A 25417-nucleotide genomic window follows, 5' to 3' on the forward strand; every position below is an offset into this window, starting at 1 on the left:
TATGGAAGGCTCGCCGCTACTCACCGCTATCTTGTTATTTCTCTTTGCCGCTGTGGTGGCTGTTCCTATTGCTCAACGCCTCGGTATCGGCGCGGTATTGGGCTACCTGATTGCCGGCATCGCCATCGGCCCGTGGGGGCTAGGTTTTATTCGTGATGTTGACGAAATCCTCCACTTCTCCGAGCTCGGTGTGGTCTTCCTGATGTTTATCATTGGGTTAGAATTGAACCCAGCTAAACTCTGGCAGTTGCGGCGCTCTATTTTTGGTGTGGGTGCCGGTCAGGTAGTGATAACGGCCGCAGTGCTGGGGGCATTACTCTATTTCACCCAATTCGCCTGGCAGGCCGCACTTATCGGCGGTGTCGGTTTGGCTATGTCCTCCACCGCCATGGCCTTGCAGCTAATGCGGGAAAAAGGGATGAACCGCAATGAAGGCGGGCAGCTAGGGTTCTCGGTGTTACTGTTCCAGGACATGGCAGTTATCCCAGCATTGGCGCTGATTCCTATCCTGGCGGGTGGGGGCGGGGCAGCCAATGACTGGGTGAAAATTGGTATCAAAGTTGCTGCTTTCGCTGGCATGCTGATAGGTGGCCGTTATCTGCTGCGCCCTCTGTTCCGCTACATTGTGGCCTCTGGCGTGCGGGAAGTTTTCACGGCCGCCGCCCTGCTAGTGGTGCTGGGGTCTGCGCTGTTTATGGATGCATTGGGCCTATCGATGGCGTTAGGGACATTCATCGCGGGTATTTTACTGGCTGAAAGTGAATTCCAACACGAACTGGAAATTGCTATTGAACCCTTTAAAGGGCTGCTGCTCGGGCTATTTTTCATCTCGGTTGGTATGGCGCTGAATCTTGGCGTGCTCTTCACGCATCTGCTGGATGTTTTGTTGGGTGTGGTCGCATTAGTGTTTATCAAAGGCACGGTGCTGTATGGGCTGGCCCGGACATTTGGCTTACGCCGCTCGGTACGCCTGCAATTTGCCGGGGTATTGAGTCAGGGCGGTGAATTTGCTTTCGTCTTATTCTCCGCCGCCTTCTCTCAGCATGTTTTGAATGCCGAACAACTGGCCTTGCTGCTGGTCGTGGTAACACTGTCAATGATGACGACACCACTGCTGATGCAGCTTATCGACCGCATTCTGGTGCGCCGCTACAACGCGCAAGAAGAGAGTGATGAGAAGCCGTTTGTTGAAGATAATGATCCGCAGGTGATTATTGTTGGCTTTGGGCGATTTGGTCAGGTGATTGGTCGTTTACTGATGGCGAACAAAATGCGCATTACTGTTCTGGAGCGCGACGTCAGTGCTGTCAGTGTGATGCGCAAATATGGCTATAAAGTCTATTATGGGGATGCCACCGAGCTGGAGCTGCTGCGGGCCGCCGGGGCAGAGAAAGCCAAAGCCATTGTGATTACCTGTAATGAGCCGGAAGACACCATGACGTTGGTGCATCTGTGCCAACAGCATTTCCCCAATTTGCACATTCTGGCCCGTGCCCGAGGGCGTGTTGAAGCGCATGAATTGCTGCAAAACGGGGTCAAAGACTTTACCCGCGAGACCTTCTCCAGTGCGCTGGAATTGGGGCGAAAAACATTGCTGGAATTAGGCATGCATCCGCATCAGGCCTATCGGGCGCAACAACATTTTCGTCGTCTTGATATGCGCATGTTACGTGAATTGGTGCCACAGCATCATGGCGATGTGGCGCAAATTTCCAGAATTAAAGAAGCCCGTCGTGAGCTGGAAGATATTTTCCAACGAGAAATGCTGCATGAAAGTCGGCAATTAGATGGGTGGGATGAATACGAATAATGGCGGAGAAAACGATAAAATGACCTCAAATAGCCAGACGAAGACACGCAAAAGATTTATTGCCGGAGCGGTTTGTCCTCAATGTAAGGCATTGGATACCCTGGCTTTATGGCGTGAAGATCAGGTTGAAGTGGTGGAGTGTGTGAAGTGCGGTCACCATCAGCGTCAGACGGATGAACAAGTCAGTCAACATGTTCGCGCCAATGAACAAGTGATCGGTATTTTCCATCCGGAGTAGCGTTATCCTGCGCGATTTTTTATGCTGGAGGGTACAGCGGTGCATATTTCCGCTACAATCTGTGCCAATTTTTGTTCCAAGGGTAGGAGATATCATGAAAGTAGCAAAAGACTTGGTGGTCAGCCTGGCTTACCAGGTACGTACAGAAGACGGTGTTTTAGTTGATGAGTCTCCGGTGAGCGCGCCGTTGGACTACCTGCACGGACACGGTTCCCTGATCGCTGGTTTGGAAAAAGCGCTCGAAGGCCACGAAGCTGGTGACAGCTTTGATGTGCGTGTTAACGCAGACGAAGGTTACGGCAGCTATGATGAAAATCTGGTGCAGCGTGTACCGAAAGACGTCTTCATGGGTGTTGACGAGTTGGAAGTTGGCATGCGTTTCCTGGCTGATACCGATCAAGGTCCAGTACCAGTAGAAATCACTGCTGTTGAAGACGAGCACGTAGTGGTTGATGGTAACCACATGCTGGCGGGTCAGGATTTGAACTTCCACGTTGAAGTGGTTGCTATCCGCGAAGCAACAGAAGAAGAGCTGCAACATGGTCACGTACATGGTGAGCATGATCATCACCACGAACATGGTGACGGTTGCTGCGGCGGCCATGGCCATGATGAAGGTGAGCACGGTCATGAGCACGGCAAAGGCGGTTGTGGTAAAGGCGGCGGCTGCGGCTGCCACTAAAATCTGACCGGGTTAGTTAACCGGACTCAGTCAAAAGCCAGCCTTGCGGCTGGCTTTTTGCTATCAGCGCGACGGGATTTTTCTGCCAGCGCCACTTACTGCCAATATGATGCTACCAATATGATGCTAATAGTGCGGAGGCGGTGTTTCATCCGATTCTGCTACCAGCATTGAAGGCTGGGATGCCCGCAGTTTATCGGTCAATAGACGCAAATGCTCCCGCAGTTTACTCATTTCCATCTGATGCTCCGTCACGATCAAATTGAGTTCATCAATCGTCACTTCCTGAAATGCCAGACGGCTTTCCAGCATTTCCAGCCGTTGTTCAAACAGGGATTGTTCCATCTTAATTACCTCTCATGACTGCAAATCAGACCCTTCGGCCGCTTTCCGCCCGATGGTCATCGGGAAATTGGTAAGGGAGGGCAGATTCTACCTGTAAAACCCCATGATTGCTCTGCGAGGGTCAAGATATCGATAAAACGAAACTTCTTGTAGTAAAAAAAGTCTCAATATCACTTAATAGCATGAGCATAGAGATTGTTTTGTGTTCGCACAGACAGTTATAGTACAAGTTACACTTATAATCGTTGCTTGGGGTAAGTGTCCTTAAGCCAATGGAGAAATGGATGAAATCACTGTTTAAAGTAACGCTACTGGCTACCACCATGGCGCTGACCCTTAATACCTCTGCGACCTTTGCTGCAGAAACAGCTAAAGCCGCTGATGCAGCAGCAACGACCAATAGCGCATTTAAGAATGATGACCAGCAAGCTGCGTATGCATTAGGTGCTTCATTAGGGCGTTACATGGATAACTCCCTGAAAGAGCAAGAAAAGCTGGGTATTAAACTGGATAAAGACCAGTTGATCGCCGGTGTACAAGATGCTTTTGCTAGCAAAAGTAAACTGACCGACGAAGAAATTGAAAAAACCCTGCAAGGTTTTGAAGCGCGTGTAAAAGCTTCTGCTCAAGCAAAAATGGAGCAAGATGCGAAAGAAAACGCTGATAAAGGCGCCAAATATCGCGAAACCTTTGCTAAAGATAAAGATGTGAAGAAAACCGCATCTGGCCTGCTGTACAAAGTAGAGAAAGCCGGTACTGGTGATGCACCAAAAGACAGCGATACCGTTGTAGTTAACTACAAAGGGACTCTGACCGATGGTACTGAGTTCGATAACTCCTACAAACGTGGTGAGCCACTGTCCTTCCGCCTGGACGGTGTTATCCCAGGCTGGACCGAAGGCCTGAAGCAAATCAAGAAAGGCGGCAAGATCACTCTGGTTATCCCACCAGAACTGGCTTACGGCAAAACTGGCGTCCCTGGCATCCCAGCTAACTCTACTTTAGTATTCGATGTAGAACTGCTGGATGTAAAAGCTGCGCCTAAAGCCGATGCTTCTGAAGAACAACCTGCTGCCGCTGCGGACGCAAAAGCTAAGAAATAATTTAGCTTAGTTACCCGGTTATACTGATAACCGCCGCGATATTTGTCGTGGCGGTTTTTTTTCGCGGTATATCTATCAATTTGCACATCTGTTCGTTGATAACTTGACGATTTATAGCTTGTGGGCTTAACGTCAATATCACGCGCAAACGCAAGGATTTTATCTCGGCATATTTGCTAGACTTAAAATCTAAGATATTGAGTTATTAGTCTGCCAACGATATTGAGACAGGCTTTACGTAGAGGATGGTGTCTTCGATGTCTAATTCGCTTCTCAGTAGCGAAACCAGTGAACTGGATTTACTGGATGAACGTCCGTTCAGTCAGACGGACCATGAAATACTAAAATCATACGAAGCTATCGTTGATGGCTTGGCTATGCTTATTGGCAGCCACTGTGAAATTGTCCTGCATTCACTGGAAGACCTGAAAAGCTCTGCGGTAAGAATTGCTAATGGCGAACATACAGGAAGGCAGATTGGTTCACCTATAACCGACTTAGCTCTGCGGATGCTGCACGATATGGCTGGTGCCGACAGCAGTGTTTCAAGAGCTTATTTCACGCGCGCCAAAAGCGGGGTGCTGATGAAGTCGGTCACTATTGCTATCCGTAATCGTGATCAGCGGGTGATTGGTTTGCTATGTATTAACATGAATCTGGATGTGCCTTTCTCGCAAATCATTCAGACTTTCATGCCGCCAGAAACACAAGAAGTCCCTTCCTCAGTAAACTTTGCTTCATCGGTTGATGACCTGGTGGCTCAGACACTGGAGTTCACCATCGAGGAAGTGAATGCCGACCGCAATGTTTCCAATAATGCGAAGAACCGTCAGGTGGTACTCAATCTTTACGAAAAAGGGATTTTTGATATCAAAGATGCCATTAATCAGGTGGCAGAGCGGCTCAATATCTCTAAGCACACGGTTTATCTCTACATTCGCCAGTTTAAAAGCGGTGATCTCGTCGGGCACGACCGTTAATGTCCGAGGTAAATGTCGCGAAATATTGCCTGATGGTTACCGGGCCTGCTTATGGCACCCAGCAATCAAGCAGTGCCTATCAGTTTGCGCAAGCCCTTATCCAGGCTGGCCATACTTTAACCAGCGTGTTCTTCTACCGTGAAGGTGTGCTGAATGCCAACCAGCTGACCGCGCCGGCGAATGATGAGTTTGATTTGGTGCGTGCATGGCAAAAACTGGCCGCTGAACATGCAGTTACACTGAATGTTTGTGTGGCGGCAGCATTGCGCCGAGGTGTGACAGACCAGCATGAAGCAGAACAACTCAATCTGGCAGCCGCTAATCTGCAGCCGGGGTTTACTCTGAGTGGCTTGGGATCATTGGCTGAAGCTGCATTGACCTGCGACCGCATGGTGCAATTCTAATGGCCAAGTTAATGGAAAAGAAAAAACGGATTGCTTTTGTTTTCACCCAAGGCCCTCACGGCAACTCTGCAGGCCGAGAAGGGCTAGATGCCTTACTGGCGACGTCGGCTCTGAGTGAAGATTTAGGTGTATTCTTCATTTCCGATGGTGTTTTACAACTGCTACCCCAGCAGCAACCAGAAAAAATTCTCGCCAGAAACTATATTGCCACTTTCGGTGTCCTACCCCTGTACGATGTCGAGAATTGTTATATCTGCGAAGCCTCATTGCAGCAACGCGGATTGAGCAAAATGACGGATTGGGTACTTGATGTTGAGGTATTATCTCCGGTAAATTTGCGCAACCAATTGGCAACTTATGATGTTGTGCTGACTTTTTAATGGGATTTGGGTAGCCATAATGCTGTATACCGTCAGTCATTCTCCTTATCACTGCGATTTATCTGCATTGCTGAGATTGGTCACATCCGAAGATGAGATTCTATTTCTGCAAGATGGCGTCATGGCGGTTTTAAAAAACAGTGAAAGTCTTAAGCTATTGTTAAATAACCCAGCTTCGCTATTTGTATTGGAAGATGACGTTATTGCGCGCGGCTTGTCTGGTCAAATTTCAGACAAAATCTCGCTAATCGGCTATACTCACTTCGTGGATTTGACCCTAAAACATCAGCAACAACTGGCATGGTAATGCAGTCAATGCTGTATATTTCTTGACACCTTAGATAGTCAGCCATAAAATTCTGCGTCCTCGTTCTCTGCCAGTAGTGCAAACGAGGGGGATTTATCACGTGTTTACGAAGCAAAAAACCAGGAGCTTTTTTAATAATGGCAACGATTAACCAGCTGGTTCGCAAGCCACGCAGCATGAAGGTTGCTAAAAGCAACGTTCCTGCGCTGGAAGCATGCCCGCAGAAACGTGGTGTATGTACCCGCGTATATACAACCACCCCGAAAAAACCTAACTCCGCACTGCGTAAAGTTTGTCGTGTGCGTTTAACTAACGGTTTTGAAGTCACCTCCTACATCGGCGGTGAAGGTCATAACCTACAGGAACACTCCGTGATCCTGATCCGTGGCGGTCGTGTTAAAGACTTGCCAGGTGTGCGTTACCACACCGTTCGCGGCGCGCTTGACTGCTCAGGTGTTAAAGACCGTAAGCAATCACGTTCTAAGTACGGCGTGAAGAAGCCAAAGGCTTAATGGTTCTCCGTTAAGTAAGGCCAAACATTTTCACATTAATGTCAAAATAAACTCTTAGAGTTTTGGACAACCCTGAATTAACAACGGAGTATTTCCATGCCACGTCGTCGTGTAATTGGCCAACGTAAAATTTTACCAGATCCTAAGTTCGGATCTGAACTGTTGGCTAAATTTGTAAATATCCTGATGGTAGATGGTAAGAAATCTACTGCAGAAGCAATCGTCTATACCGCGCTGGAGACCCTGGCTCAGCGTTCTGGTAAAGATTTTCTGGAAGCTTTCGAAGTAGCTCTGGATAACGTGCGCCCGACTGTCGAAGTTAAGTCTCGCCGCGTTGGTGGTTCTACTTATCAGGTGCCAGTTGAAGTTCGTCCGGTTCGTCGTAATGCCTTGGCAATGCGTTGGATCGTTGATGCTGCTCGTAAACGCGGTGATAAATCCATGGCTTTGCGCTTGGCGAATGAACTGTCTGACGCAGCAGAGAACAAAGGTTCTGCTGTTAAGAAACGTGAAGACGTTCACCGTATGGCCGAAGCTAACAAGGCGTTCGCCCACTACCGCTGGTAATTACCACGTAGTAGTTTGTGTATTCCTGTTTTTTCGACAGGACCAGGCGAATGCCAACGAGCAGCTACGAGACGGTACATCAGTACGGCGAGTAGCCGCACAGCGCAGACGCCAATCTTGGCTAAACGAAAAAACGGGAATAACCATGCGGGCGCTCAACAGCCAACCCGCATGGGTTAACCGAATGAACGCCCTAGGAATAGAGGAATCAAATGGCTCGTAAAACACCCATTGAGCGCTATCGTAATATCGGTATCAGCGCTCACATCGACGCCGGTAAGACAACCACTACCGAACGTATCCTGTTTTACACCGGTGTAAACCATAAAATCGGTGAAGTTCATGACGGCGCAGCCACCATGGACTGGATGGAACAGGAGCAGGAGCGTGGTATTACCATTACTTCTGCAGCTACTACCTGCTTCTGGTCTGGTATGGCTAAACAGTTCGAACCACATCACGTCAATATCATTGACACCCCTGGGCACGTTGACTTCACCATCGAAGTAGAACGTTCCATGCGTGTTCTTGACGGCGCGGTAATGGTTTACTGTGCAGTTGGTGGTGTTCAGCCACAGTCTGAGACCGTATGGCGTCAGGCTAACAAGTATAAAGTTCCACGTATCGCGTTCGTTAACAAAATGGACCGTATGGGTGCGAATTTCCTGAAAGTTGTTGGTCAGATTAAATCTCGTCTGGGCGCGAATCCAGTTCCATTGCAACTGGCTATCGGCGCGGAAGAGAAATTTACCGGTATTATCGACCTGGTAAAAATGAAAGCGATCAACTGGAACGAAGCTGATCAGGGCGTGACCTTCGAATACGAAGAGATCCCGGCTGATATGGTTGAGCTGGCTGCTGAATGGCACCAGAATCTGGTTGAATCTGCTGCTGAAGCGTCAGATGAGCTGATGGACAAATATTTGGGCGGCGAAGAGCTGACCGAAGAAGAAATCAAGAAAGCTCTGCGTCAACGCGTTCTGCGCAACGAAATCATCCTGGTTACCTGTGGTTCTGCGTTTAAAAACAAAGGCGTACAGGCAATGCTGGATGCGGTTATCGAATACCTGCCAGCACCAACTGATGTTGAAGCTATCAACGGTATTCTGGATGACGGTAAAGATACTCCGGCAGTTCGTCACTCTGACGACAACGAGCCGTTCTCTGCACTGGCATTCAAAATTGCTACCGACCCGTTTGTAGGTAACTTGACGTTCTTCCGCGTGTACTCTGGTGTTGTAAACTCCGGTGACACCGTGCTGAACTCAGTGCGTTCACAGCGTGAGCGTCTGGGCCGTATCGTACAGATGCACGCTAACAAACGTGAAGAGATCAAAGAAGTTCGTGCCGGCGACATCGCAGCAGCGATTGGTCTGAAAGACGTGACGACTGGTGACACTCTGTGTGACCCAGCTAATCCGATCATCTTGGAACGTATGGAGTTCCCAGAGCCAGTAATCTCTGTTGCCGTTGAACCAAAAACCAAAGCCGACCAAGAAAAAATGGGTATGGCTCTGGGTCGTCTGGCAAAAGAAGATCCATCATTCCGCGTTTGGACTGACGAAGAATCTGGTCAGACTATCATCGCTGGTATGGGTGAGTTGCACTTGGATATCCTGGTTGACCGTATGCGCCGCGAATTTAACGTGGAAGCAAACGTCGGTAAACCTCAGGTTGCATACCGTGAAACTATCCGCGATACCGTTAAGGACGTGGAAGGTAAGCACGCTAAGCAATCAGGCGGTCGTGGTCAGTACGGTCATGTTGTTATCGACATGTCTCCGTTGCCACCGGGTGGCGTTGGGTATGAATTCGTCAACGAAATCGTTGGTGGTTCTATTCCTAAAGAGTTCATCCCTGCTGTTGATAAAGGCATCCAGGAACAACTGAAAGCCGGTCCTCTGGCTGGTTATCCGGTTGTTGACGTTAAAATTCGTCTGCATTACGGTTCTTACCATGACGTTGACTCCTCAGAATTGGCGTTTAAATTAGCCGGTTCTATCGCCTTTAAAGAAGGTTTCAAACGAGCTAAACCAGTTCTGCTTGAGCCAATCATGAAGGTCGAAGTCGAAACCCCTGAAGATTACATGGGTGACGTAATGGGCGACCTTAACCGTCGTCGCGGTATCATCGAAGGTATGGAAGATACTGCTACCGGTAAAACCGTTCGCGTCAAGGTTCCGTTGTCTGAAATGTTCGGTTATGCTACTGACCTGCGTTCTCAGACTCAGGGCCGTGCTTCTTACTCTATGGAATTCCTGGAGTATGCAGAAGCACCTAGTAACGTCGCTAAAGCCGTTATCGAAGCCCGTGGCAAATAAGCTTTCGGGTTTAAAACAATGATCCAGTGCTCTCTCATCAGTGGGAGAGCACAAGAGTAAGGAATATAGTCGTGTCTAAAGAAAAATTTGAACGTAACAAACCCCATGTAAACGTCGGTACTATCGGCCACGTTGACCATGGTAAAACTACCCTGACAGCTGCAATTACCACCGTACTGGCTAAAACCTACGGCGGTAGTGCTCGTGCCTTCGATCAGATCGATAACGCACCAGAAGAAAAAGCACGTGGTATCACCATCAACACTTCTCACGTTGAATATGACACCCCGACTCGTCACTATGCGCACGTTGACTGCCCAGGGCATGCCGACTACGTTAAAAACATGATCACCGGTGCTGCTCAGATGGACGGCGCGATCCTGGTTGTTGCTGCAACTGATGGCCCTATGCCACAGACTCGTGAGCACATCCTGTTGGGCCGTCAGGTTGGCGTTCCATACATGATCGTATTCATGAACAAATGTGACATGGTTGATGATGAAGAGTTGCTGGAATTGGTAGAAATGGAAGTTCGTGAACTTCTTTCTGCTTACGATTTCCCAGGCGACGACATCCCAGTAATCAAAGGTTCAGCGCTGAAAGCACTGGAAGGCGTTCCTGAGTGGGAAGCTAAAATCATTGAACTGGCTGAAGCACTGGATAGCTACATTCCACTGCCAGAACGTGCTATCGATAAGCCATTCTTGCTGCCTATCGAAGACGTATTCTCTATCTCAGGCCGTGGTACTGTTGTAACTGGTCGTGTAGAGCGCGGTATCGTTAAAGTTGGTGAAGAAGTAGAGATCGTTGGTATCAAAGATACTGTTAAATCTACTTGTACTGGCGTTGAAATGTTCCGCAAACTGTTGGACGAAGGTCGTGCAGGCGAGAACGTTGGTGTTCTGCTGCGTGGTATCAAACGTGAAGACATCGAACGTGGTCAAGTTCTGGCTAAACCAGGCTCAATCAAACCACACACTACCTTTGATTCAGAAGTTTATATTCTGAGCAAAGAAGAAGGCGGCCGTCATACTCCGTTCTTCAAAGGCTACCGTCCACAGTTCTACTTCCGTACAACTGACGTGACCGGTACCATCGAACTGCCAGAAGGCATCGAAATGGTAATGCCTGGTGACAACGTGAACATGGTTGTGACTCTGATCCACCCAATCGCAATGGACGACGGTCTGCGTTTCGCAATCCGTGAAGGCGGCCGTACTGTTGGCGCTGGTGTTGTTGCTAAAGTTATCGCTTAATTGTTTTATTGATTAAGTTGAAAGGGCGCTTCGGCGCCCTTTTTTATTGTCTAAAACACATAATCTTAATTGAAATAACTCGCATTCTTATTTACACTAGAAATATTGGTTAAGAAGTGAGTCATTCTATGTATGTTTGCCTGTGTAATGCGATATCTGACAAAGTTATTCGCAAAGTCGTACGTCAGCACCATCCACATACCATTCAACAATTGCGTCAACTTGTACCCATAGGTACAGATTGCGGGAAGTGCATTCGACAGGCTAGAGAGATCTTGATCGAGGAGCGCGCTAACATCCCAGAAATGAATGATGTTGCCTAATAGTTAGCAGGGATAAGTTTTCCCCACACTTTGCCATCTGGTACTACACTTTTAGTACTGGAAGCGGAGGGTATTTCTATGAAAGGCGATAAAAAGATAATTGCACATCTCAATAAACTACTCGGAAACGAGCTGGTTGCTATCAATCAATATTTTCTCCATGCCCGCATGTTTAAAAACTGGGGACTGATGCGCCTTAATGATAAGGAGTATCACGAATCCATTGATGAAATGAAGCATGCAGATAAGTATATCGAACGTATTTTATTCCTCGAAGGCATCCCTAACTTGCAAGATCTGGGTAAACTGAACATTGGTGAAGATGTTGAGGAAATCCTGAAATCTGATTTAGCTCTTGAACTTGCTGGCGCGAAGGATCTGCGTGAAGGTATTGCCTATGCGGACTCTATCCATGACTACGTTAGCCGTGATTTATTGAAAGAGATTCTGGCTGAAGAAGAAGGGCACATTGACTGGCTTGAAACCGAGCTTAGCCTGATTACCCGCCTGGGCATACAGAATTACTCTCAGGCCCAGTTGGCAAAAGATTGACCCCATAAGTCTCATTAGCCTATTCAGCGATAACGTATCTGGTCAAAGGAGTGAGAGCTATATTGGCCTCACTCTTTCTCATTGTTCCTCACTAAAACCCTCACGATGAGCTTTATTCTCCCCCAATTGAATTATCTGGTAAGTTTTCGCATAGATTTTCAACACCAGCTTGCTTCCTGCTGGTATTTACGTATAATGCGCGGGCCTACCTAATCTTGATAGGTCAGATTGAAACTAATCTGTCGGTTACAGCCTAGTGTTGTGACTGAACAATACTCCCGATATGGGGGTTATATGTTGAACGATTACACTCCCCCATCAATCGAAATGGGTGCGAGGAGTAATCATTTACGTTTATAAATAATTGGAGCTCTGGTCTCATGCAGAACCAAAGAATCCGTATCCGCCTGAAAGCGTTTGATCATCGTTTGATCGATCAATCAACTGCGGAAATCGTCGAGACTGCCAAGCGCACTGGTGCGCAGGTACGTGGTCCGATCCCGCTGCCAACTCGCAAAGAGCGCTTTACCGTTCTGATCTCTCCGCACGTCAATAAAGATGCGCGTGATCAGTACGAGATTCGCACTCACAAGCGTCTGGTTGACATCGTTGAGCCAACCGAGAAAACCGTTGATGCTCTGATGCGTCTGGATCTGGCTGCCGGTGTAGACGTGCAGATCAGCCTGGGTTAATCAGGTCATTGAGCGATTGAGAGGTTGAAACAATGATTGGTTTAGTCGGTAAAAAAGTGGGCATGACTCGTATCTTCACTGAAGATGGCGTTTCAATCCCAGTAACTGTTATCGAAATTGAAGCGAACCGCGTAACTCAGGTCAAAAGCCTGGAGAACGACGGATACCGTGCTGTACAAGTAACTACCGGTGCTAAAAAAGCTAACCGCGTTACCAAACCAGAAGCGGGTCATTTCGCTAAAGCTGGCGTAGAAGCTGGCCGTGGTCTGTGGGAATTCCGCCTTCCAGAAGGTCAAGAATTTACTGCTGGTCAAGAAATTAGCGTCGAAATTTTTGCAGACGTTAAGAAAGTCGACGTTACAGGTACGTCTAAAGGTAAAGGTTTTGCCGGTACTGTTAAGCGCTGGAACTTCCGTACCCAAGATGCTACCCATGGTAACTCCTTGTCTCACCGTGTTCCGGGTTCTATCGGTCAAAACCAGACTCCGGGCAAAGTGTTCAAAGGCAAGAAAATGGCTGGCCACCTGGGTGACGAACGTGTAACTGTTCAAAGCCTGGACGTAGTACGTGTTGACGCTGAGCGCAACCTGCTGTTGGTTAAGGGTGCTGTACCGGGCGCTACCGGTGGCAACCTGATCGTTAAACCAGCTGTGAAGGCGTAAGGGGATAGCAATGGAATTAGTATTGAAAGACGCGCAAGGCGCGCTGACTGTTTCCGAAACTACCTTCGGTCGTGATTTCAACGAAGCGCTGGTACATCAGGTTGTTGTTGCTTATGCAGCAGGTGCCCGTCAAGGTACTCGTGCTCAGAAGACCCGCGCTGAAGTAACTGGTTCCGGTAAAAAACCGTGGCGCCAGAAAGGTACTGGCCGTGCGCGAGCAGGTTCTGTAAAGAGCCCGATCTGGCGTTCAGGTGGTGTGACCTTTGCTGCGAAGCCTCAGGACCACAGTCAGAAAGTAAATAAAAAGATGTACCGCGGCGCGCTGAAAAGCATTCTGTCCGAATTGGTACGTCAAGATCGTCTGATCATTGTCGAAAAATTCTCTGTTGAAGCACCTAAAACTAAGTTGCTGGCGCAGAAATTGAAAGATATGGCTCTGGAAGATGTGCTGATCGTAACGAGTGAACTGGACGAGAACTTGTTCTTGGCAGCTCGCAACCTGTACAAGGTTGACGTTCGCGATGTAGCCGGTATCGACCCAGTTAGCCTGATCGCCTTCGACAAAGTGGTTATGACTGCTGATGCTGTGAAGCAAGTTGAGGAGATGCTGGCATGATTCGTGAAGAACGTCTGCTGAAAGTACTGCGCGCGCCGCATGTATCTGAAAAAGCGTCCGCTGCGATGGAAAAGAATAACACCATCGTTCTCAAAGTTGCCAAAGACGCGACCAAAGCAGAAATTAAAGCTGCAGTGCAGAAACTGTTTGAAGTCGAAGTCGAAGACGTTAACACCTTGCTGGTTAAAGGCAAGAGTAAGCGTCACGGTCAGCGTGTTGGTCGTCGTAGCGACTGGAAAAAAGCTTACGTCACCCTGAAAGAAGGCCAGAATCTGGACTTCATCGGCGGCGCAGAGTAAGTCGGAGGAGTAAACAATGGCAATTGTTAAATGTAAACCTACATCTCCGGGTCGTCGCCACGTTGTTAAAGTGGTTAACCAGGAGTTGCATAAGGGTAAGCCTTATGCCCCGTTGCTTGAGAAATTAAGCAAAAGCGGTGGCCGTAACAACAATGGCCGTATCACTACCCGTCATATCGGTGGTGGCCACAAGCAACATTATCGTCTGGTTGACTTCAAACGCAACAAAGATGGTATCCCTGCTGTGGTAGAGCGTCTGGAGTACGATCCGAACCGTTCCGCGAATATCGCGCTGGTTCTGTACAAAGACGGCGAACGCCGTTATATCCTAGCGCCTAAAGGCCTGAAAGCTGGTGACCAGATTCAATCTGGCGTTGATGCTGCAATTAAAGCAGGTAACACCCTGCCTATGCGTAACATCCCAGTTGGTTCAACGGTTCATAACGTAGAAATGAAACCAGGTAAGGGCGGCCAATTGGCTCGTTCTGCTGGTGCATACGTTCAGATCGTTGCTCGTGACGGTTCCTACGTTACTCTGCGTCTGCGCTCCGGCGAAATGCGCAAGGTTCTGGCTGATTGCCGCGCCACCTTAGGTGAAGTCGGTAACGCTGAACACATGCTGCGTGTCCTGGGTAAAGCAGGTGCCAGTCGTTGGCGTGGTATTCGTCCTACCGTTCGCGGTACGGCGATGAACCCAGTAGATCACCCGCACGGTGGTGGTGAAGGTCGTAACTTTGGTAAGCACCCGGTAACCCCGTGGGGCGTTCAGACTAAAGGTAAGAAGACCCGTAGCAACAAGCGTACTGATAAGTTCATCGTACGTCGCCGTAGTAAAAAATAATTAGAGGATAAGCCATGCCACGTTCTCTCAAGAAAGGTCCCTTCATTGACCTGCACTTGCTGAAGAAGGTAGAGAAAGCGGTGGAAAGCGGAGACAAGAAGCCAATTCGGACTTGGTCCCGTCGTTCAACGGTCTTTCCAAATATGATCGGTTTGACCATCGCTGTCCATAATGGTCGTCAGCACGTTCCAGTATTCGTTTCCGATGAAATGGTCGGTCACAAACTGGGTGAATTCGCGCCGACCCGTACTTATCGCGGCCATGCGGCCGATAAAAAGGCTAAAAAGCGCTAAGGTAGGAGGAAGAGATGGAAACTATCGCTAAACATCGCCACGCTCGTTCTTCTGCTCAGAAGGTTCGCTTGGTAGCGGACCTGATTCGCGGTAAGAAAGTGTCGCAAGCTCTGGAAACTCTAACCTACACCAACAAGAAAGCTGCTGGTTTGGTTAAGAAGGTACTAGAGTCTGCCATTGCTAACGCAGAACACAACGATGGCGCTGACATCGATGATCTGAAAGTCACGAAGATCTTCGTAGACGAAGGCCCTAGCATGAAGCGCATTATGCCGCGTGCAAAAGGTCGTGCAGATCGCATCCTGAAGCGCACCAGCCACATTACTGTGGTTGTGTCCGATCGCTGAGACTCTGGAGACTAGCAATGGGTCAGAAAGTACATCCTAATGGTATTCGACTAGGTATTGTCAAAGCTTGGAACTCTACCTGGTACGCAAATACCAAAGAATTCGCTGACAACCTGGACAGCGACTTTAAAGTTCGCCAATTCCTGACTAAGGAATTAGCGAAAGCTTCCGTTTCTCGCATCGTTATCGAGCGTCCAGCGAAGAGCATCCGTGTGACTATTCACACCGCTCGTCCTGGCATCGTTATCGGCAAGAAAGGTGAAGATGTCGAAAAACTGCGTAAGGTCGTAGCGGATATCGCTGGCGTTCCTGCACAGATTAACATCGCCGAAGTCCGTAAACCGGAACTGGACGCAAAATTGGTTGCTGACAGCATCACTTCACAGCTGGAACGTCGCGTTATGTTCCGTCGTGCTATGAAGCGTGCAGTACAGAACGCAATGCGTCTTGGCGCTAAAGGTATCAAAGTTGAAGTAAGCGGCCGCCTTGGCGGTGCTGAAATCGCGCGTACCGAATGGTACCGTGAAGGTCGTGTTCCGTTGCATACACTGCGTGCGGATATCGATTACAACACATCTGAAGCGCACACCACTTATGGTGTAATCGGCGTTAAGGTATGGATCTTCAAAGGTGAGATCTTGGGTGGTATGGCTGCTGTTGAACAACCGGAACCGGCTGCTCAACCTAAAAAGCAGCAGCGTAAAGGCCGCAAGTAAGGAGAATCGCTGATGTTACAACCAAAGCGTACAAAATTCCGTAAGATGCACAAAGGCCGTAACCGTGGCCTTGCGCAAGGTACGGATGTTAGCTTCGGTGAGTTCGGCCTGAAAGCTTGTGGCCGTTGCCGCCTGACGGCTCGTCAAATCGAAGCAGCCCGTCGTGCGATGACACGTGCAATTAAGCGTCAAGGTAAGGTCTGGATCCGTGTATTCCCGGACAAACCGATCACCGAGAAGCCGCTCGAAGTACGTATGGGTAAAGGTAAGGGTAACGTAGAGTATTGGGTTGCCCTGATCCAGCCAGGAAAAGTTTTATTTGAAATGGCTGGTGTGCCGGAAGAAACTGCTCGCGAAGCATTTAAGCTCGCTGCAGCGAAACTGCCTGTAGGAACCACCTTTGTAACTAAGACGGTGATGTAATGAAAGCACAAGAGCTGCGTGAAAAAAGCGTTGAAGAGCTGAACACTGAGCTGCTCAACCTGCTGCGTGAGCAATTTAATTTGCGCATGCAGGCGGCTAGTGGCCAGCTGCAACAAACTCACCTGTCGAAACAAGTGCGTCGTAATATCGCACGTGTTAAGACTTTACTGACTGAAAAGGCGGGTGCGTAATGACTGACCAAATCCGTACTCTGCAAGGTCGTGTAGTTAGTGACAAAATGGAGAAATCCATGGTTGTTGCTATCGAACGTGTGGTGAAGCACCCGATTTACGGGAAATTCATCCGTCGTACGACGAAATTGCATGTACATGACGAGAACAATGAATGTGGAATCGGTGACGTGGTTGAAATCCGCGAATGCCGTCCATTGTCAAAGACTAAGTCTTGGACACTTGTTCGCGTTGTAGAGAAAGCGATTCTGTAATAGAGTAGCCAACTCGAACATAATAAACGGCTCAGAAAGTGAGCCGTTTATTTTTTCTACCCATAATCTGGAAGCGGTGTTATAATGCTGCGCCCTCATTCTTGGGGCTTTTAAACGACCTATTCTGGGTCCTAAAGTAGTAGTTGACATTAGCGGAGCACTAACATGATCCAAGAACAGACTATGCTGAACGTGGCCGACAACTCCGGTGCACGTCGCGTAATGTGTATCAAGGTTCTAGGTGGCTCGCACCGTCGCTACGCAGGCATCGGCGACATCATCAAGATCACCATCAAGGAAGCAATTCCTCGTGGCAAGGTGAAGAAAGGCGATGTTCTGAAGGCGGTAGTGGTGCGCACCAAGAAGGGTGTACGTCGCCCGGACGGTTCTGTCATTCGCTTCGATGGTAACGCTTGTGTTATTTTAAATAATAACAGCGAGCAGCCAATCGGCACGCGTATTTTTGGGCCGGTAACTCGTGAACTGCGTAATGAGAAGTTCATGAAAATTATCTCTCTGGCACCAGAAGTACTCTAAGGAGCGAACCATGGCAGCGAAAATCCGTCGTGATGACGAAGTTATCGTGCTAACCGGGAAAGACAAAGGTAAGCGCGGTAAAGTAAAGAATGTCCTGTCTGCTGGTAAGGTCATTGTTGAAGGTATCAACCTGGTTAAAAAACATCAGAAGCCGGTTCCGGCCCTGAACCAACCAGGCGGCATTGTTGAAAAAGAAGCTGCAATTCAAGTTTCCAACATTGCGCTGTTCAACGCGACAACCGGTAAGGCTGACCGTGTAGGCTTTAGATTCGAAGACGGCAAAAAAGTCCGTTTCTTTAAATCTAATAGCGAAACTATCAAGTAATTTGGAGTAATACGATGGCGAAACTGCATGATTACTACAAAGACGAGGTGGTCAAACAACTGATGTCTCAGTTTGGCTACAACTCTGTCATGCAAGTCCCTCGGGTCGAGAAGATCACCCTGAACATGGGTGTTGGTGAAGCGATCGCTGACAAGAAACTGCTGGATAATGCAGCAGCTGACTTGGCAGCAATCTCCGGTCAAAAGCCGTTTATCACCAAAGCACGCAAATCTGTTGCAGGCTTCAAAATCCGTCAGGGCTATCCGATCGGCTGTAAAGTAACCCTGCGTGGCGAACGCATGTGGGAATTCTTTGAGCGTCTGATTTCCATTGCTGTACCTCGTATCCGTGACTTCCGTGGCTTGTCCGCTAAGTCATTCGATGGTCGTGGTAACTACAGCATGGGTGTGCGCGAGCAGATCATCTTCCCGGAAATCGACTACGATAAAGTCGATCGTGTACGTGGTTTGGATATTACCATTACCACTACTGCGAAATCCGATGATGAAGGCCGTGCATTGTTGGCTGCTTTTAAATTCCCATTCCGCAAGTAAGGTAGGGTTACTGATGGCTAAGCAATCAATGAAAGCACGCGAAGTCGTTCGCGTGAAACTAGCTAACAAATACCGCGCTCAACGCGAGGAATTAAAAGCTATTATCTCTGGTGTGAACTCATCCGACGAAGATCGTTGGAATGCTGTTCTGAAGCTGCAGTCTCTGCCGCGTGATTCCAGCCCGTCCCGTCAGCGTAACCGCTGCAACCAAACTGGTCGTCCGCATGGTTTCCTGCGGAAGTTCGGGTTGAGCCGTATTAAAGTCCGTGAAACCGCAATGCGCGGTGAAATCCCGGGCCTTAAAAAGGCTAGCTGGTAATTGTCACCAATTGAATCACGGGAGTAAAGACAGATGAGCATGCAAGATCCGATCGCGGATATGCTGACCCGTATCCGTAACGGTCAAGCCGCAAACAAAGTTGCGGTCACCATGCCTTCCTCCAAGCTGAAAGTGGCAATTGCCAACGTTCTGAAGGAAGAAGGTTTTATTGAAGATTTTAAAGTCGAAGGCGACACCAAGCCTGTACTGGAATTAGCACTTAAGTATTTCCAGGGCAAGGCAGTGGTAGAAAGCATTCAACGTATCAGCCGTCCAGGTCTGCGCATCTATAAGAAAAAAGATGAGCTGCCAAAAGTTATGGCCGGTTTGGGTATCGCTGTTATTTCTACCTCTAAAGGTGTTATGACCGATCGTGCAGCTCGCCAAGCTGGTCTTGGTGGCGAGATTATCTGCTACGTAGCTTAATTCGGGAGGAAAGAATGTCTCGTGTTGCAAAAGCACCCGTCGTCATTCCTGCCGGCGTAGAGGTAAAACTCAACGGTCAGGTTATTTCGATAAAGGGTAAGAACGGCGAGCTGACTCGTACCGTCCATAGCGCTGTTGAAGTTAAGCAAGAAGAAAATACACTGACTTTCGCTCCACGCGAAGGCGCTGTAGACGGTTGGGCCCAAGCGGGTACCACTCGTGCACTGCTTAATGCAATGGTCGTTGGTGTTACCGAAGGCTTCACTAAGAAGCTTCAATTGGTAGGTGTAGGTTACCGTGCCGCAGTTAAAGGCAACGTGGTGAATTTAGCTTTAGGCTTCTCTCACCCCGTTGACCACGAATTGCCGGCTGGCATCACTGCCGAATGCCCGACTCAAACTGAAATCGTGCTGAAAGGCGCTGATAAGCAGGTGATTGGTCAGGTTGCAGCAGATTTGCGTGCCTACCGTCGTCCTGAGCCTTATAAAGGCAAGGGTGTCCGTTACGCCGACGAAGTCGTGCGTACCAAAGAGGCTAAGAAGAAGTAAGGTAACACTATGGATAAGAAAGCAGCTCGTATCCGTCGTGCGACCCGCGCACGCCGCAAGCTCAAAGAACTGGGTGCGACTCGCCTGGTGGTACATCGTACCCCACGCCATATTTACGCGCAGGTTATCGCACCAAACGGTTCTGAAATTTTGGTAGCAGCTTCTACTTTAGAAAAAGCTATCAATGAGCAATTGAAGTACGCCGGCAACAAAGATGCCGCAGCAGCTGTAGGCAAAACTATTGCTGAGCGCGCATTGGAAAAAGGGATCACGAAAGTATCCTTTGACCGTTCCGGTTTCCAATATCATGGTCGAGTCCAGGCACTGGCAGATGCTGCCCGTGAAGCTGGCCTTCAGTTCTAAGGTAGAGGTGTAAGATGTCTCACATCGAAAAACAAGCTGGCGAACTGCAGGAAAAGCTGATCGCGGTAAACCGCGTATCTAAAACCGTAAAAGGTGGCCGTATTTTCAGCTTTACCGCACTGACAGTAGTTGGTGATGGTAACGGTCGCGTTGGTTTTGGCTACGGCAAAGCACGCGAAGTTCCGGCAGCGATCCAGAAAGCGATGGAAAAAGCCCGTCGCGCTATGATTAATGTTGCTTTGGATAACGGCACCCTGCAGCACCCAGTAAAAGGTGCTCACACAGGTTCCCGTGTATTCATGCAACCAGCTTCTGAAGGTACCGGTATCATCGCCGGTGGTGCAATGCGCGCCGTCTTGGAAGTTGCAGGGGTTCATAACGTATTAGCTAAAGCATATGGTTCTACTAACCCGATCAACGTGGTTCGTGCAACTATCGCTGCTTTAGAAGATATGAAATCCCCAGAAATGGTCGCTGCTAAGCGTGGTAAATCCGTCGAAGAAATTCTAGGGAAATAACCATGGCAAAGACTATTAAAGTAACTCAAACAAAAAGCAGTATCGGTCGTTTGCCAAAACATAAGGCAACCCTGATCGGTTTAGGTCTGCGTCGTATTGGTCATACTGTAGAGCGTGAGGATACTCCTGCTGTGCGTGGTATGGTCAACTTGGTTTCCTACATGGTTAAAGTTGAGGAGTAACAGATGCGTTTAAATACTCTGTCTCCGGCTGATGGTGCCAAGCATGCGCCGAAGCGTGTAGGTCGTGGTATCGGTTCTGGCCTGGGTAAAACTGCTGGTCGTGGTCACAAAGGTCAGAACTCACGTTCTGGTGGTGGCGTACGTCGTGGTTTTGAAGGCGGTCAGATGCCTTTATATCGTCGTTTGCCGAAATTCGGCTTCACCTCTCGCAAAGCTATGATCACGGCAGAAGTTCGTCTGTCTGAACTGGCTTTAGTGGAAGGCGACGTAATCGACCTGAACACGCTGAAAGCCGCTAACGTTGTTGGTACCCAGATTGAGTTCGCGAAAGTTATGCTTTCAGGCGAAATCACTCGTGCGGTAACTCTTCGTGGTCTGCGTGTCACCAAAGGCGCTCGTGCTGCTATCGAAGCTGCTGGCGGTAAAATTGAGGAATAAGTAGCAGATGGCTAAGCAACCAGGATTAGATTTTCAAAGTGCTAAAGGCGGATTAGGCGAACTGAAGCGCAGACTTTTGTTTGTTATCGGTGCGCTTATTGTTTTCCGTATCGGCTCTTTTATTCCGATTCCTGGTATCGATGCCACTGTGCTTGCTAAATTGCTCGAGCAGCAGAGAGGGACCATCATTGAAATGTTTAACATGTTCTCTGGTGGTGCTCTCAGTCGTGCCTCTATCTTTGCCTTGGGTATCATGCCGTATATTTCGGCATCTATTATTATCCAACTGTTAACGGTGGTTCATCCAGCGCTGGCAGAAATAAAGAAAGAGGGGGAGGCTGGCCGTCGTAAGATTAGTCAGTATACCCGCTATGGCACGTTGGTACTGGCGATATTCCAGTCGATTGGTATTGCTACCGGTCTACCGAATATGCCTGGGATGCAAGGTCTGGTAATCAATCCAGGCTTTGCCTTCTATTTTACCGCTGTTGTTAGCTTGGTCACCGGGACAATGTTCCTGATGTGGCTTGGCGAACAGATTACTGAACGGGGTATCGGTAACGGTATTTCAATCATAATCTTTGCTGGTATTGTTGCGGGTCTTCCACCTGCAATAGCCCATACCATCGAGCAAGCTCGGCAAGGCGACCTGCACTTCCTCCTGTTGCTGTTGGTTGCAGTATTAGTGTTTGCAGTAACCTTCTTCGTTGTTTTCATTGAACGTGGTCAGCGTCGTATCGTCGTTAACTATGCTAAACGTCAACAAGGGCGTCGTGTTTATGCAGCACAGAGCACACACTTACCGTTGAAAGTGAATATGGCCGGGGTAATCCCAGCAATCTTCGCTTCCAGCATAATTCTGTTCCCTGCCACGATTGCATCATGGTTTGGGGGCGGGACAGGTTGGAACTGGCTGACGACTATTTCGATGTATTTGCAGCCGGGACAGCCGCTTTATGTGTTACTCTATGCGTCTGCAATCATCTTCTTCTGTTTCTTCTACACGGCGTTGGTGTTTAACCCGCGTGAAACAGCAGATAACCTGAAGAAGTCCGGTGCATTCGTGCCAGGAATTCGTCCGGGAGAGCAAACGGCGAAGTACATCGATAAAGTAATGACGCGTCTAACCTTAATTGGTGCGATGTATATTACTTTCATCTGCCTGATCCCGGAGTTCATGCGTGACGCGATGAAAGTACCATTTTACTTTGGTGGTACCTCCCTACTTATCGTAGTGGTGGTCATCATGGACTTTATGGCTCAAGTGCAAACTCTGATGATGTCAAGTCAGTACGAGTCTGCATTGAAGAAAGCAAACCTGAAAGGCTATAACCGCTAATTCAGGGATGTTTGAGAAGTTACGGAGAGTAAAAATGAAAGTTCGTGCTTCCGTCAAGAAATTATGTCGTAACTGCAAAATTGTTAAGCGTAACGGTGTCGTTCGCGTAATCTGCAGTGCCGAACCAAAGCATAAACAGCGTCAAGGCTGATTATCTTGCATATTTTTCTTGCAAAGTTGGGTTGAGCTGGCTAGATTAGCCAGCCAATCTTTTGTATGTGACTGCAATGCTATTTGAGTATCCTGAAAACGGGCTTTTCAGAATGGTATTGCTGTATAAAATAGTAGGAGTGCATAGTGGCCCGTATAGCAGGCATTAACATTCCTGATCAGAAACATACCGTTATCGCTTTGACTGCGATCTACGGCATCGGTAAAACCCGTTCACAGGCTATCTGTGTTGCGGCGGGTATTGCTGAAAATGTTAAGATCAGTGAGCTGTCTGAAGAGCAAATCGAGAAGCTGCGTGACGAAGTTGCCAAGTACGTTGTAGAAGGTGATCTGCGTCGTGAGGTGACCCTGAGCATCAAGCGTCTGATGGACCTTGGGACTTATCGTGGTTTGCGTCATCGTCGTGGTCTACCAGTTCGCGGTCAGCGTACTAAGACCAACGCACGTACCCGTAAGGGTCCGCGTAAACCGATCAAGAAATAATCGGGGTGATTGAATAATGGCAAAGGCACCTATTCGTGCACGCAAGCGTGTAAGAAAGACAGTCTCTGACGGTGTGGCTCATATCCATGCTTCTTTCAACAACACCATCGTTACCATTACAGATCGTCAAGGTAACGCATTGGGTTGGGCAACAGCAGGTGGTTCCGGTTTCCGTGGATCTCGTAAGTCTACTCCGTTTGCAGCGCAAGTTGCAGCAGAGCGCTGCGCTGACGCAGTGAAAGAATACGGTATCAAGAATCTGGAAGTTATGGTTAAAGGACCTGGTCCGGGCCGTGAGTCTACTATCCGTGCGTTAAACGCGGCTGGTTTTCGCATCACTAATATTACTGATGTGACTCCGATCCCTCATAACGGTTGTCGTCCGCCGAAAAAGCGCCGCGTATAACGCTGCTTTTAGGTTTGTTGGAGAGAGAAAATGGCAAGATATTTGGGTCCTAAGCTCAAGCTGAGCCGTCGTGAGGGCACAGACCTGTTCCTTAAGTCTGGCGTTCGCGCGATTGACACCAAGTGTAAGATTGAACAACCACCTGGCCAGCACGGTGCGCGTAAACCGCGTCTGTCTGACTACGGTGTGCAGTTACGTGAGAAACAAAAAGTTCGCCGTATCTATGGTGTTCTAGAACGTCAATTCCGTAACTACTATAAAGAAGCAGCACGTCTGAAAGGCAACACCGGTGCAAACCTGTTGCAATTGCTGGAAGGCCGTCTGGATAACGTAGTTTACCGTATGGGCTTTGGCGCAACTCGTGCTGAATCACGTCAGCTGGTTAGTCATAAAGCTATCATGGTAAATGGTCGCGTTGTTAACATCGCTTCTTATCAGGTATCTCCGAATGACGTAGTCAGCATCCGTGAGAAAGCTAAAAAGCAGTCTCGTGTTAAGGCAGCTTTGGAGCTGGCTGAGCAGCGTGAAAAGCCGACTTGGCTGGAAGTTGATGCTGTCAAGATGGAAGGTGTGTTCAAACGTATTCCTGAACGTACTGATCTGTCTGCGGACATTAACGAACACCTGATCGTCGAGCTTTACTCCAAGTAAAGCTTAGTACCAAAGAGAGGACACAATGCAGGGTTCTGTGACAGAGTTTCTAAAACCGCGCCTGGTAGATATCGAGCAAGTCAGTTCGACGCACGCCAAGGTGACCCTTGAGCCGTTAGAGCGTGGCTTTGGCCACACTCTCGGCAACGCACTGCGCCGTATTCTGCTTTCATCTATGCCGGGTTGCGCGGTGACCGAGGTTGAGATTGATGGTGTACTGCATGAGTACAGCACCAAAGAAGGCGTACAGGAAGATATCCTGGAGATCCTGCTCAACCTGAAAGGGCTGGCGGTGAGAGTTCAGGGTAAAGATGAAGTTATTCTTACCCTGAATAAGTCTGGCATTGGCCCTGTGACTGCAGCCGATATCACCCATGATGGTGATGTCGAAATCGTCAAGCCGCAGCACGTTATCTGCCACCTGACCGATGAAAACGCATCTATTAGCATGCGTATCAAAGTTCAACGTGGTCGTGGTTATGTGCCGGCTTCTGCCCGAATTCATTCGGAAGAAGATGAGCGCCCGATTGGTCGTCTGTTAGTAGACGCATGCTATAGCCCTGTAGAGCGTATTGCCTACAATGTTGAAGCAGCGCGTGTAGAACAGCGTACCGACCTGGACAAGTTGGTTATCGAGATGGAAACCAATGGTACGATCGATCCTGAAGAGGCGATCCGCCGTGCGGCAACTATCTTGGCTGAACAGCTTGAAGCTTTCGTTGACCTACGTGATGTACGTCAGCCGGAAGTTAAAGAAGAGAAGCCAGAGTTTGATCCGATCCTGCTGCGCCCTGTTGACGATCTGGAATTGACTGTCCGCTCTGCTAACTGCCTCAAGGCAGAAGCTATCCACTACATCGGTGATCTGGTACAGCGTACCGAAGTTGAGCTGTTGAAAACGCCGAACTTGGGTAAAAAATCTCTTACTGAGATTAAAGACGTGCTCGCATCACGTGGTCTTTCTTTAGGCATGCGCCTAGAAAATTGGCCACCGGCTAGCATTGCTGACAACGAGTAACCGGATCACAGGTTAAGGTTTTACT

At 48.7% G+C, this 25417-nt stretch carries 42 protein-coding genes; 41 read left to right on the forward strand and 1 reads right to left on the reverse strand.

The window, feature by feature from the left end:
- Position 1 precedes the first annotated feature (1 nt).
- The 3 genes from kefB to slyD all read left to right on the forward strand — a co-directional run bounded on the left by kefB (position 2) and on the right by slyD (position 2730).
- Positions 2 to 1810 (forward strand): glutathione-regulated potassium-efflux system protein KefB, encoded by a 1809-nt coding sequence (gene kefB / locus FTA96_RS03400; RefSeq protein ID WP_050110008.1) that lies wholly within the window; start codon positions 2 to 4, stop codon positions 1808 to 1810.
- A 19-nt stretch (positions 1811 to 1829) separates the two neighbouring features.
- Positions 1830 to 2048, forward strand: a complete 219-nt coding sequence (locus FTA96_RS03405) for a YheV family putative zinc ribbon protein (RefSeq protein WP_050110033.1) — start codon at positions 1830 to 1832, stop codon at positions 2046 to 2048.
- Between the two features lie 94 nt (positions 2049 to 2142).
- A complete protein-coding gene (slyD, locus tag FTA96_RS03410; RefSeq protein ID WP_004709267.1) occupies positions 2143 to 2730 on the forward strand; it encodes a peptidylprolyl isomerase in 588 nt (195 codons plus the stop codon).
- A 126-nt stretch (positions 2731 to 2856) separates the two neighbouring features.
- Here the strand turns inward: slyD and FTA96_RS03415 are convergent, their stop codons facing one another.
- The gene (locus FTA96_RS03415) at positions 2857 to 3075 is read right to left on the reverse strand and encodes a protein SlyX (RefSeq protein ID WP_004709265.1); all 219 of its coding nucleotides are present in this window, start codon (positions 3073 to 3075) and stop codon (positions 2857 to 2859) included.
- 284 nt (positions 3076 to 3359) lie between these two features.
- Here FTA96_RS03415 and fkpA point away from each other — a divergent pair, with 284 nt between their 5' ends.
- The 38 genes from fkpA (at position 3360) to FTA96_RS03605 (ending at position 25392) form a co-directional block, all read left to right on the forward strand.
- A complete protein-coding gene (gene fkpA / locus FTA96_RS03420) occupies positions 3360 to 4178 on the forward strand; it encodes an FKBP-type peptidyl-prolyl cis-trans isomerase (protein ID WP_050110010.1) in 819 nt (272 codons plus the stop codon).
- Between the two features lie 257 nt (positions 4179 to 4435).
- Positions 4436 to 5158 carry a helix-turn-helix transcriptional regulator gene (locus tag FTA96_RS03425; RefSeq protein ID WP_005174644.1) on the forward strand — a complete coding sequence of 241 codons (723 nt, stop codon included), beginning with the start codon at positions 4436 to 4438 and terminating at the stop codon, positions 5156 to 5158.
- Positions 5158 to 5562 carry a sulfurtransferase complex subunit TusD gene (gene tusD, locus FTA96_RS03430; RefSeq protein WP_050110011.1) on the forward strand — a complete coding sequence of 135 codons (405 nt, stop codon included), beginning with the start codon at positions 5158 to 5160 and terminating at the stop codon, positions 5560 to 5562. The genes FTA96_RS03425 and tusD overlap by 1 nt, the downstream gene beginning before the upstream one ends.
- Positions 5563 to 5573: 11 nt before the next feature.
- Positions 5574 to 5942 carry a sulfurtransferase complex subunit TusC gene (tusC, locus tag FTA96_RS03435; RefSeq protein WP_134957302.1) on the forward strand — a complete coding sequence of 123 codons (369 nt, stop codon included), beginning with the start codon at positions 5574 to 5576 and terminating at the stop codon, positions 5940 to 5942.
- A gap of 19 nt (positions 5943 to 5961) precedes the next feature.
- Positions 5962 to 6249: a sulfurtransferase complex subunit TusB gene (tusB, locus tag FTA96_RS03440; RefSeq protein ID WP_050110012.1), complete on the forward strand. Its 288-nt coding sequence runs from the start codon at positions 5962 to 5964 to the stop codon at positions 6247 to 6249.
- A gap of 137 nt (positions 6250 to 6386) precedes the next feature.
- A complete protein-coding gene (gene rpsL / locus FTA96_RS03445; RefSeq protein ID WP_002212323.1) occupies positions 6387 to 6761 on the forward strand; it encodes a 30S ribosomal protein S12 in 375 nt (124 codons plus the stop codon).
- Positions 6762 to 6857: 96 nt separating this feature from the next.
- Positions 6858 to 7328, forward strand: coding sequence for a 30S ribosomal protein S7 (rpsG, locus tag FTA96_RS03450; RefSeq protein WP_002212324.1), 471 nt, complete (start codon positions 6858 to 6860; stop codon positions 7326 to 7328).
- A gap of 212 nt (positions 7329 to 7540) precedes the next feature.
- Positions 7541 to 9649: an elongation factor G gene (gene fusA / locus FTA96_RS03455; protein ID WP_050110013.1), complete on the forward strand. Its 2109-nt coding sequence runs from the start codon at positions 7541 to 7543 to the stop codon at positions 9647 to 9649.
- Positions 9650 to 9720: 71 nt separating this feature from the next.
- The gene (gene tuf / locus FTA96_RS03460; RefSeq protein WP_050110014.1) at positions 9721 to 10905 is read left to right on the forward strand and encodes an elongation factor Tu; all 1185 of its coding nucleotides are present in this window, start codon (positions 9721 to 9723) and stop codon (positions 10903 to 10905) included.
- A 128-nt stretch (positions 10906 to 11033) separates the two neighbouring features.
- Positions 11034 to 11228, forward strand: a complete 195-nt coding sequence (gene bfd, locus FTA96_RS03465) for a bacterioferritin-associated ferredoxin (RefSeq protein WP_032911071.1) — start codon at positions 11034 to 11036, stop codon at positions 11226 to 11228.
- 78 nt (positions 11229 to 11306) lie between these two features.
- Positions 11307 to 11780, forward strand: a complete 474-nt coding sequence (gene bfr / locus FTA96_RS03470) for a bacterioferritin (protein WP_050110015.1) — start codon at positions 11307 to 11309, stop codon at positions 11778 to 11780.
- Positions 11781 to 12160: 380 nt separating this feature from the next.
- Entirely contained in the window at positions 12161 to 12472 is a 312-nt protein-coding gene (gene rpsJ / locus FTA96_RS03475) for a 30S ribosomal protein S10 (protein WP_001181005.1), read from the forward strand.
- 32 nt (positions 12473 to 12504) lie between these two features.
- Positions 12505 to 13134: a 50S ribosomal protein L3 gene (gene rplC / locus FTA96_RS03480; protein WP_004709250.1), complete on the forward strand. Its 630-nt coding sequence runs from the start codon at positions 12505 to 12507 to the stop codon at positions 13132 to 13134.
- A gap of 10 nt (positions 13135 to 13144) precedes the next feature.
- Positions 13145 to 13750 (forward strand): 50S ribosomal protein L4, encoded by a 606-nt coding sequence (gene rplD, locus FTA96_RS03485; protein ID WP_004709248.1) that lies wholly within the window; start codon positions 13145 to 13147, stop codon positions 13748 to 13750.
- On the forward strand, positions 13747 to 14049 hold the full coding sequence (rplW, locus tag FTA96_RS03490; RefSeq protein ID WP_005159841.1) for a 50S ribosomal protein L23: 303 nt from the start codon (positions 13747 to 13749) through the stop codon (positions 14047 to 14049). The genes rplD and rplW overlap by 4 nt, the downstream gene beginning before the upstream one ends.
- Positions 14050 to 14065: 16 nt before the next feature.
- Positions 14066 to 14890 (forward strand): 50S ribosomal protein L2, encoded by an 825-nt coding sequence (gene rplB, locus FTA96_RS03495; RefSeq protein ID WP_004391424.1) that lies wholly within the window; start codon positions 14066 to 14068, stop codon positions 14888 to 14890.
- A gap of 14 nt (positions 14891 to 14904) precedes the next feature.
- Complete coding sequence (rpsS, locus tag FTA96_RS03500; RefSeq protein WP_002213430.1) at positions 14905 to 15183, forward strand: 30S ribosomal protein S19; 279 nt, start codon at positions 14905 to 14907, stop codon at positions 15181 to 15183.
- Between the two features lie 14 nt (positions 15184 to 15197).
- Positions 15198 to 15530, forward strand: coding sequence for a 50S ribosomal protein L22 (rplV, locus tag FTA96_RS03505; RefSeq protein ID WP_002223844.1), 333 nt, complete (start codon positions 15198 to 15200; stop codon positions 15528 to 15530).
- A 17-nt stretch (positions 15531 to 15547) separates the two neighbouring features.
- Positions 15548 to 16246, forward strand: a complete 699-nt coding sequence (gene rpsC, locus FTA96_RS03510) for a 30S ribosomal protein S3 (RefSeq protein WP_002221644.1) — start codon at positions 15548 to 15550, stop codon at positions 16244 to 16246.
- Between the two features lie 12 nt (positions 16247 to 16258).
- Complete coding sequence (gene rplP / locus FTA96_RS03515; RefSeq protein WP_002218940.1) at positions 16259 to 16669, forward strand: 50S ribosomal protein L16; 411 nt, start codon at positions 16259 to 16261, stop codon at positions 16667 to 16669.
- Positions 16669 to 16860 (forward strand): 50S ribosomal protein L29, encoded by a 192-nt coding sequence (gene rpmC, locus FTA96_RS03520; RefSeq protein WP_005159843.1) that lies wholly within the window; start codon positions 16669 to 16671, stop codon positions 16858 to 16860. The genes rplP and rpmC overlap by 1 nt, the downstream gene beginning before the upstream one ends.
- Positions 16860 to 17114 (forward strand): 30S ribosomal protein S17, encoded by a 255-nt coding sequence (rpsQ, locus tag FTA96_RS03525; RefSeq protein ID WP_002228135.1) that lies wholly within the window; start codon positions 16860 to 16862, stop codon positions 17112 to 17114. Before rpmC ends, rpsQ begins: the two co-directional genes overlap by 1 nt.
- Before the next feature lie 165 nt (positions 17115 to 17279).
- Entirely contained in the window at positions 17280 to 17651 is a 372-nt protein-coding gene (rplN, locus tag FTA96_RS03530) for a 50S ribosomal protein L14 (RefSeq protein ID WP_002213325.1), read from the forward strand.
- Between the two features lie 10 nt (positions 17652 to 17661).
- Entirely contained in the window at positions 17662 to 17976 is a 315-nt protein-coding gene (gene rplX / locus FTA96_RS03535) for a 50S ribosomal protein L24 (RefSeq protein ID WP_004709242.1), read from the forward strand.
- Positions 17977 to 17990: 14 nt separating this feature from the next.
- Positions 17991 to 18530 carry a 50S ribosomal protein L5 gene (rplE, locus tag FTA96_RS03540; protein WP_050110016.1) on the forward strand — a complete coding sequence of 180 codons (540 nt, stop codon included), beginning with the start codon at positions 17991 to 17993 and terminating at the stop codon, positions 18528 to 18530.
- 13 nt (positions 18531 to 18543) lie between these two features.
- Entirely contained in the window at positions 18544 to 18849 is a 306-nt protein-coding gene (gene rpsN / locus FTA96_RS03545; RefSeq protein ID WP_004391418.1) for a 30S ribosomal protein S14, read from the forward strand.
- A gap of 33 nt (positions 18850 to 18882) precedes the next feature.
- Positions 18883 to 19275, forward strand: coding sequence for a 30S ribosomal protein S8 (rpsH, locus tag FTA96_RS03550; RefSeq protein WP_004709239.1), 393 nt, complete (start codon positions 18883 to 18885; stop codon positions 19273 to 19275).
- 14 nt (positions 19276 to 19289) lie between these two features.
- Positions 19290 to 19823, forward strand: a complete 534-nt coding sequence (rplF, locus tag FTA96_RS03555) for a 50S ribosomal protein L6 (RefSeq protein WP_004391415.1) — start codon at positions 19290 to 19292, stop codon at positions 19821 to 19823.
- Positions 19824 to 19832: 9 nt separating this feature from the next.
- The gene (gene rplR / locus FTA96_RS03560; protein ID WP_050110017.1) at positions 19833 to 20186 is read left to right on the forward strand and encodes a 50S ribosomal protein L18; all 354 of its coding nucleotides are present in this window, start codon (positions 19833 to 19835) and stop codon (positions 20184 to 20186) included.
- Between the two features lie 14 nt (positions 20187 to 20200).
- Entirely contained in the window at positions 20201 to 20704 is a 504-nt protein-coding gene (gene rpsE, locus FTA96_RS03565; RefSeq protein WP_004391412.1) for a 30S ribosomal protein S5, read from the forward strand.
- Positions 20705 to 20706: 2 nt separating this feature from the next.
- Positions 20707 to 20886, forward strand: coding sequence for a 50S ribosomal protein L30 (gene rpmD / locus FTA96_RS03570; RefSeq protein ID WP_002213339.1), 180 nt, complete (start codon positions 20707 to 20709; stop codon positions 20884 to 20886).
- 3 nt (positions 20887 to 20889) lie between these two features.
- The gene (gene rplO, locus FTA96_RS03575) at positions 20890 to 21324 is read left to right on the forward strand and encodes a 50S ribosomal protein L15 (protein WP_004709236.1); all 435 of its coding nucleotides are present in this window, start codon (positions 20890 to 20892) and stop codon (positions 21322 to 21324) included.
- A 7-nt stretch (positions 21325 to 21331) separates the two neighbouring features.
- The gene (gene secY, locus FTA96_RS03580; protein ID WP_002213344.1) at positions 21332 to 22663 is read left to right on the forward strand and encodes a preprotein translocase subunit SecY; all 1332 of its coding nucleotides are present in this window, start codon (positions 21332 to 21334) and stop codon (positions 22661 to 22663) included.
- Positions 22664 to 22697: 34 nt separating this feature from the next.
- Positions 22698 to 22814, forward strand: coding sequence for a 50S ribosomal protein L36 (gene rpmJ, locus FTA96_RS03585; protein ID WP_002227352.1), 117 nt, complete (start codon positions 22698 to 22700; stop codon positions 22812 to 22814).
- A 146-nt stretch (positions 22815 to 22960) separates the two neighbouring features.
- Complete coding sequence (rpsM, locus tag FTA96_RS03590; RefSeq protein ID WP_004702348.1) at positions 22961 to 23317, forward strand: 30S ribosomal protein S13; 357 nt, start codon at positions 22961 to 22963, stop codon at positions 23315 to 23317.
- A gap of 16 nt (positions 23318 to 23333) precedes the next feature.
- Complete coding sequence (rpsK, locus tag FTA96_RS03595) at positions 23334 to 23723, forward strand: 30S ribosomal protein S11 (protein ID WP_004709234.1); 390 nt, start codon at positions 23334 to 23336, stop codon at positions 23721 to 23723.
- A gap of 30 nt (positions 23724 to 23753) precedes the next feature.
- The gene (gene rpsD, locus FTA96_RS03600; protein ID WP_002218949.1) at positions 23754 to 24374 is read left to right on the forward strand and encodes a 30S ribosomal protein S4; all 621 of its coding nucleotides are present in this window, start codon (positions 23754 to 23756) and stop codon (positions 24372 to 24374) included.
- 25 nt (positions 24375 to 24399) lie between these two features.
- Positions 24400 to 25392, forward strand: coding sequence for a DNA-directed RNA polymerase subunit alpha (locus tag FTA96_RS03605; RefSeq protein ID WP_004709232.1), 993 nt, complete (start codon positions 24400 to 24402; stop codon positions 25390 to 25392).
- Positions 25393 to 25417: the final 25 nt, after the last annotated feature.

Origin of the sequence: Yersinia alsatica (assembly GCF_902170305.1) — a bacterium.
Taxonomy (GTDB): Bacteria; Pseudomonadota; Gammaproteobacteria; order Enterobacterales; family Enterobacteriaceae; genus Yersinia; species Yersinia alsatica.

Coding starts and splice junctions, on each gene's coding strand:
- kefB (WP_050110008.1), top strand. CDS start 2: ATGGAAGGCTCGCCGCTACTCACCGCTATCTTGTTATTTCTCTTTGCC.
- rpsC (WP_002221644.1), top strand. CDS start 15,548: ATGGGTCAGAAAGTACATCCTAATGGTATTCGACTAGGTATTGTCAAA.
- FTA96_RS03605 (WP_004709232.1), top strand. CDS start 24,400: ATGCAGGGTTCTGTGACAGAGTTTCTAAAACCGCGCCTGGTAGATATC.
- FTA96_RS03405 (WP_050110033.1), top strand. CDS start 1,830: ATGACCTCAAATAGCCAGACGAAGACACGCAAAAGATTTATTGCCGGA.
- rpsH (WP_004709239.1), top strand. CDS start 18,883: ATGAGCATGCAAGATCCGATCGCGGATATGCTGACCCGTATCCGTAAC.
- FTA96_RS03425 (WP_005174644.1), top strand. CDS start 4,436: ATGTCTAATTCGCTTCTCAGTAGCGAAACCAGTGAACTGGATTTACTG.
- rplE (WP_050110016.1), top strand. CDS start 17,991: ATGGCGAAACTGCATGATTACTACAAAGACGAGGTGGTCAAACAACTG.
- secY (WP_002213344.1), top strand. CDS start 21,332: ATGGCTAAGCAACCAGGATTAGATTTTCAAAGTGCTAAAGGCGGATTA.
- rpsS (WP_002213430.1), top strand. CDS start 14,905: ATGCCACGTTCTCTCAAGAAAGGTCCCTTCATTGACCTGCACTTGCTG.
- tusC (WP_134957302.1), top strand. CDS start 5,574: ATGGAAAAGAAAAAACGGATTGCTTTTGTTTTCACCCAAGGCCCTCAC.
- rplR (WP_050110017.1), top strand. CDS start 19,833: ATGGATAAGAAAGCAGCTCGTATCCGTCGTGCGACCCGCGCACGCCGC.
- rpsK (WP_004709234.1), top strand. CDS start 23,334: ATGGCAAAGGCACCTATTCGTGCACGCAAGCGTGTAAGAAAGACAGTC.
- rplF (WP_004391415.1), top strand. CDS start 19,290: ATGTCTCGTGTTGCAAAAGCACCCGTCGTCATTCCTGCCGGCGTAGAG.
- rpmD (WP_002213339.1), top strand. CDS start 20,707: ATGGCAAAGACTATTAAAGTAACTCAAACAAAAAGCAGTATCGGTCGT.
- rpsG (WP_002212324.1), top strand. CDS start 6,858: ATGCCACGTCGTCGTGTAATTGGCCAACGTAAAATTTTACCAGATCCT.
- rplN (WP_002213325.1), top strand. CDS start 17,280: ATGATCCAAGAACAGACTATGCTGAACGTGGCCGACAACTCCGGTGCA.
- rplC (WP_004709250.1), top strand. CDS start 12,505: ATGATTGGTTTAGTCGGTAAAAAAGTGGGCATGACTCGTATCTTCACT.
- rplB (WP_004391424.1), top strand. CDS start 14,066: ATGGCAATTGTTAAATGTAAACCTACATCTCCGGGTCGTCGCCACGTT.
- rplP (WP_002218940.1), top strand. CDS start 16,259: ATGTTACAACCAAAGCGTACAAAATTCCGTAAGATGCACAAAGGCCGT.
- slyD (WP_004709267.1), top strand. CDS start 2,143: ATGAAAGTAGCAAAAGACTTGGTGGTCAGCCTGGCTTACCAGGTACGT.
- fusA (WP_050110013.1), top strand. CDS start 7,541: ATGGCTCGTAAAACACCCATTGAGCGCTATCGTAATATCGGTATCAGC.
- rpsL (WP_002212323.1), top strand. CDS start 6,387: ATGGCAACGATTAACCAGCTGGTTCGCAAGCCACGCAGCATGAAGGTT.
- rpsD (WP_002218949.1), top strand. CDS start 23,754: ATGGCAAGATATTTGGGTCCTAAGCTCAAGCTGAGCCGTCGTGAGGGC.
- rpsN (WP_004391418.1), top strand. CDS start 18,544: ATGGCTAAGCAATCAATGAAAGCACGCGAAGTCGTTCGCGTGAAACTA.
- fkpA (WP_050110010.1), top strand. CDS start 3,360: ATGAAATCACTGTTTAAAGTAACGCTACTGGCTACCACCATGGCGCTG.
- rpsQ (WP_002228135.1), top strand. CDS start 16,860: ATGACTGACCAAATCCGTACTCTGCAAGGTCGTGTAGTTAGTGACAAA.
- rpmJ (WP_002227352.1), top strand. CDS start 22,698: ATGAAAGTTCGTGCTTCCGTCAAGAAATTATGTCGTAACTGCAAAATT.
- rpmC (WP_005159843.1), top strand. CDS start 16,669: ATGAAAGCACAAGAGCTGCGTGAAAAAAGCGTTGAAGAGCTGAACACT.
- rpsJ (WP_001181005.1), top strand. CDS start 12,161: ATGCAGAACCAAAGAATCCGTATCCGCCTGAAAGCGTTTGATCATCGT.
- bfr (WP_050110015.1), top strand. CDS start 11,307: ATGAAAGGCGATAAAAAGATAATTGCACATCTCAATAAACTACTCGGA.
- bfd (WP_032911071.1), top strand. CDS start 11,034: ATGTATGTTTGCCTGTGTAATGCGATATCTGACAAAGTTATTCGCAAA.
- rpsE (WP_004391412.1), top strand. CDS start 20,201: ATGTCTCACATCGAAAAACAAGCTGGCGAACTGCAGGAAAAGCTGATC.
- rplO (WP_004709236.1), top strand. CDS start 20,890: ATGCGTTTAAATACTCTGTCTCCGGCTGATGGTGCCAAGCATGCGCCG.
- tusD (WP_050110011.1), top strand. CDS start 5,158: ATGTCCGAGGTAAATGTCGCGAAATATTGCCTGATGGTTACCGGGCCT.
- rplD (WP_004709248.1), top strand. CDS start 13,145: ATGGAATTAGTATTGAAAGACGCGCAAGGCGCGCTGACTGTTTCCGAA.
- FTA96_RS03415 (WP_004709265.1), bottom strand. CDS start 3,075: ATGGAACAATCCCTGTTTGAACAACGGCTGGAAATGCTGGAAAGCCGT.
- rplX (WP_004709242.1), top strand. CDS start 17,662: ATGGCAGCGAAAATCCGTCGTGATGACGAAGTTATCGTGCTAACCGGG.
- rplV (WP_002223844.1), top strand. CDS start 15,198: ATGGAAACTATCGCTAAACATCGCCACGCTCGTTCTTCTGCTCAGAAG.
- rplW (WP_005159841.1), top strand. CDS start 13,747: ATGATTCGTGAAGAACGTCTGCTGAAAGTACTGCGCGCGCCGCATGTA.
- tusB (WP_050110012.1), top strand. CDS start 5,962: ATGCTGTATACCGTCAGTCATTCTCCTTATCACTGCGATTTATCTGCA.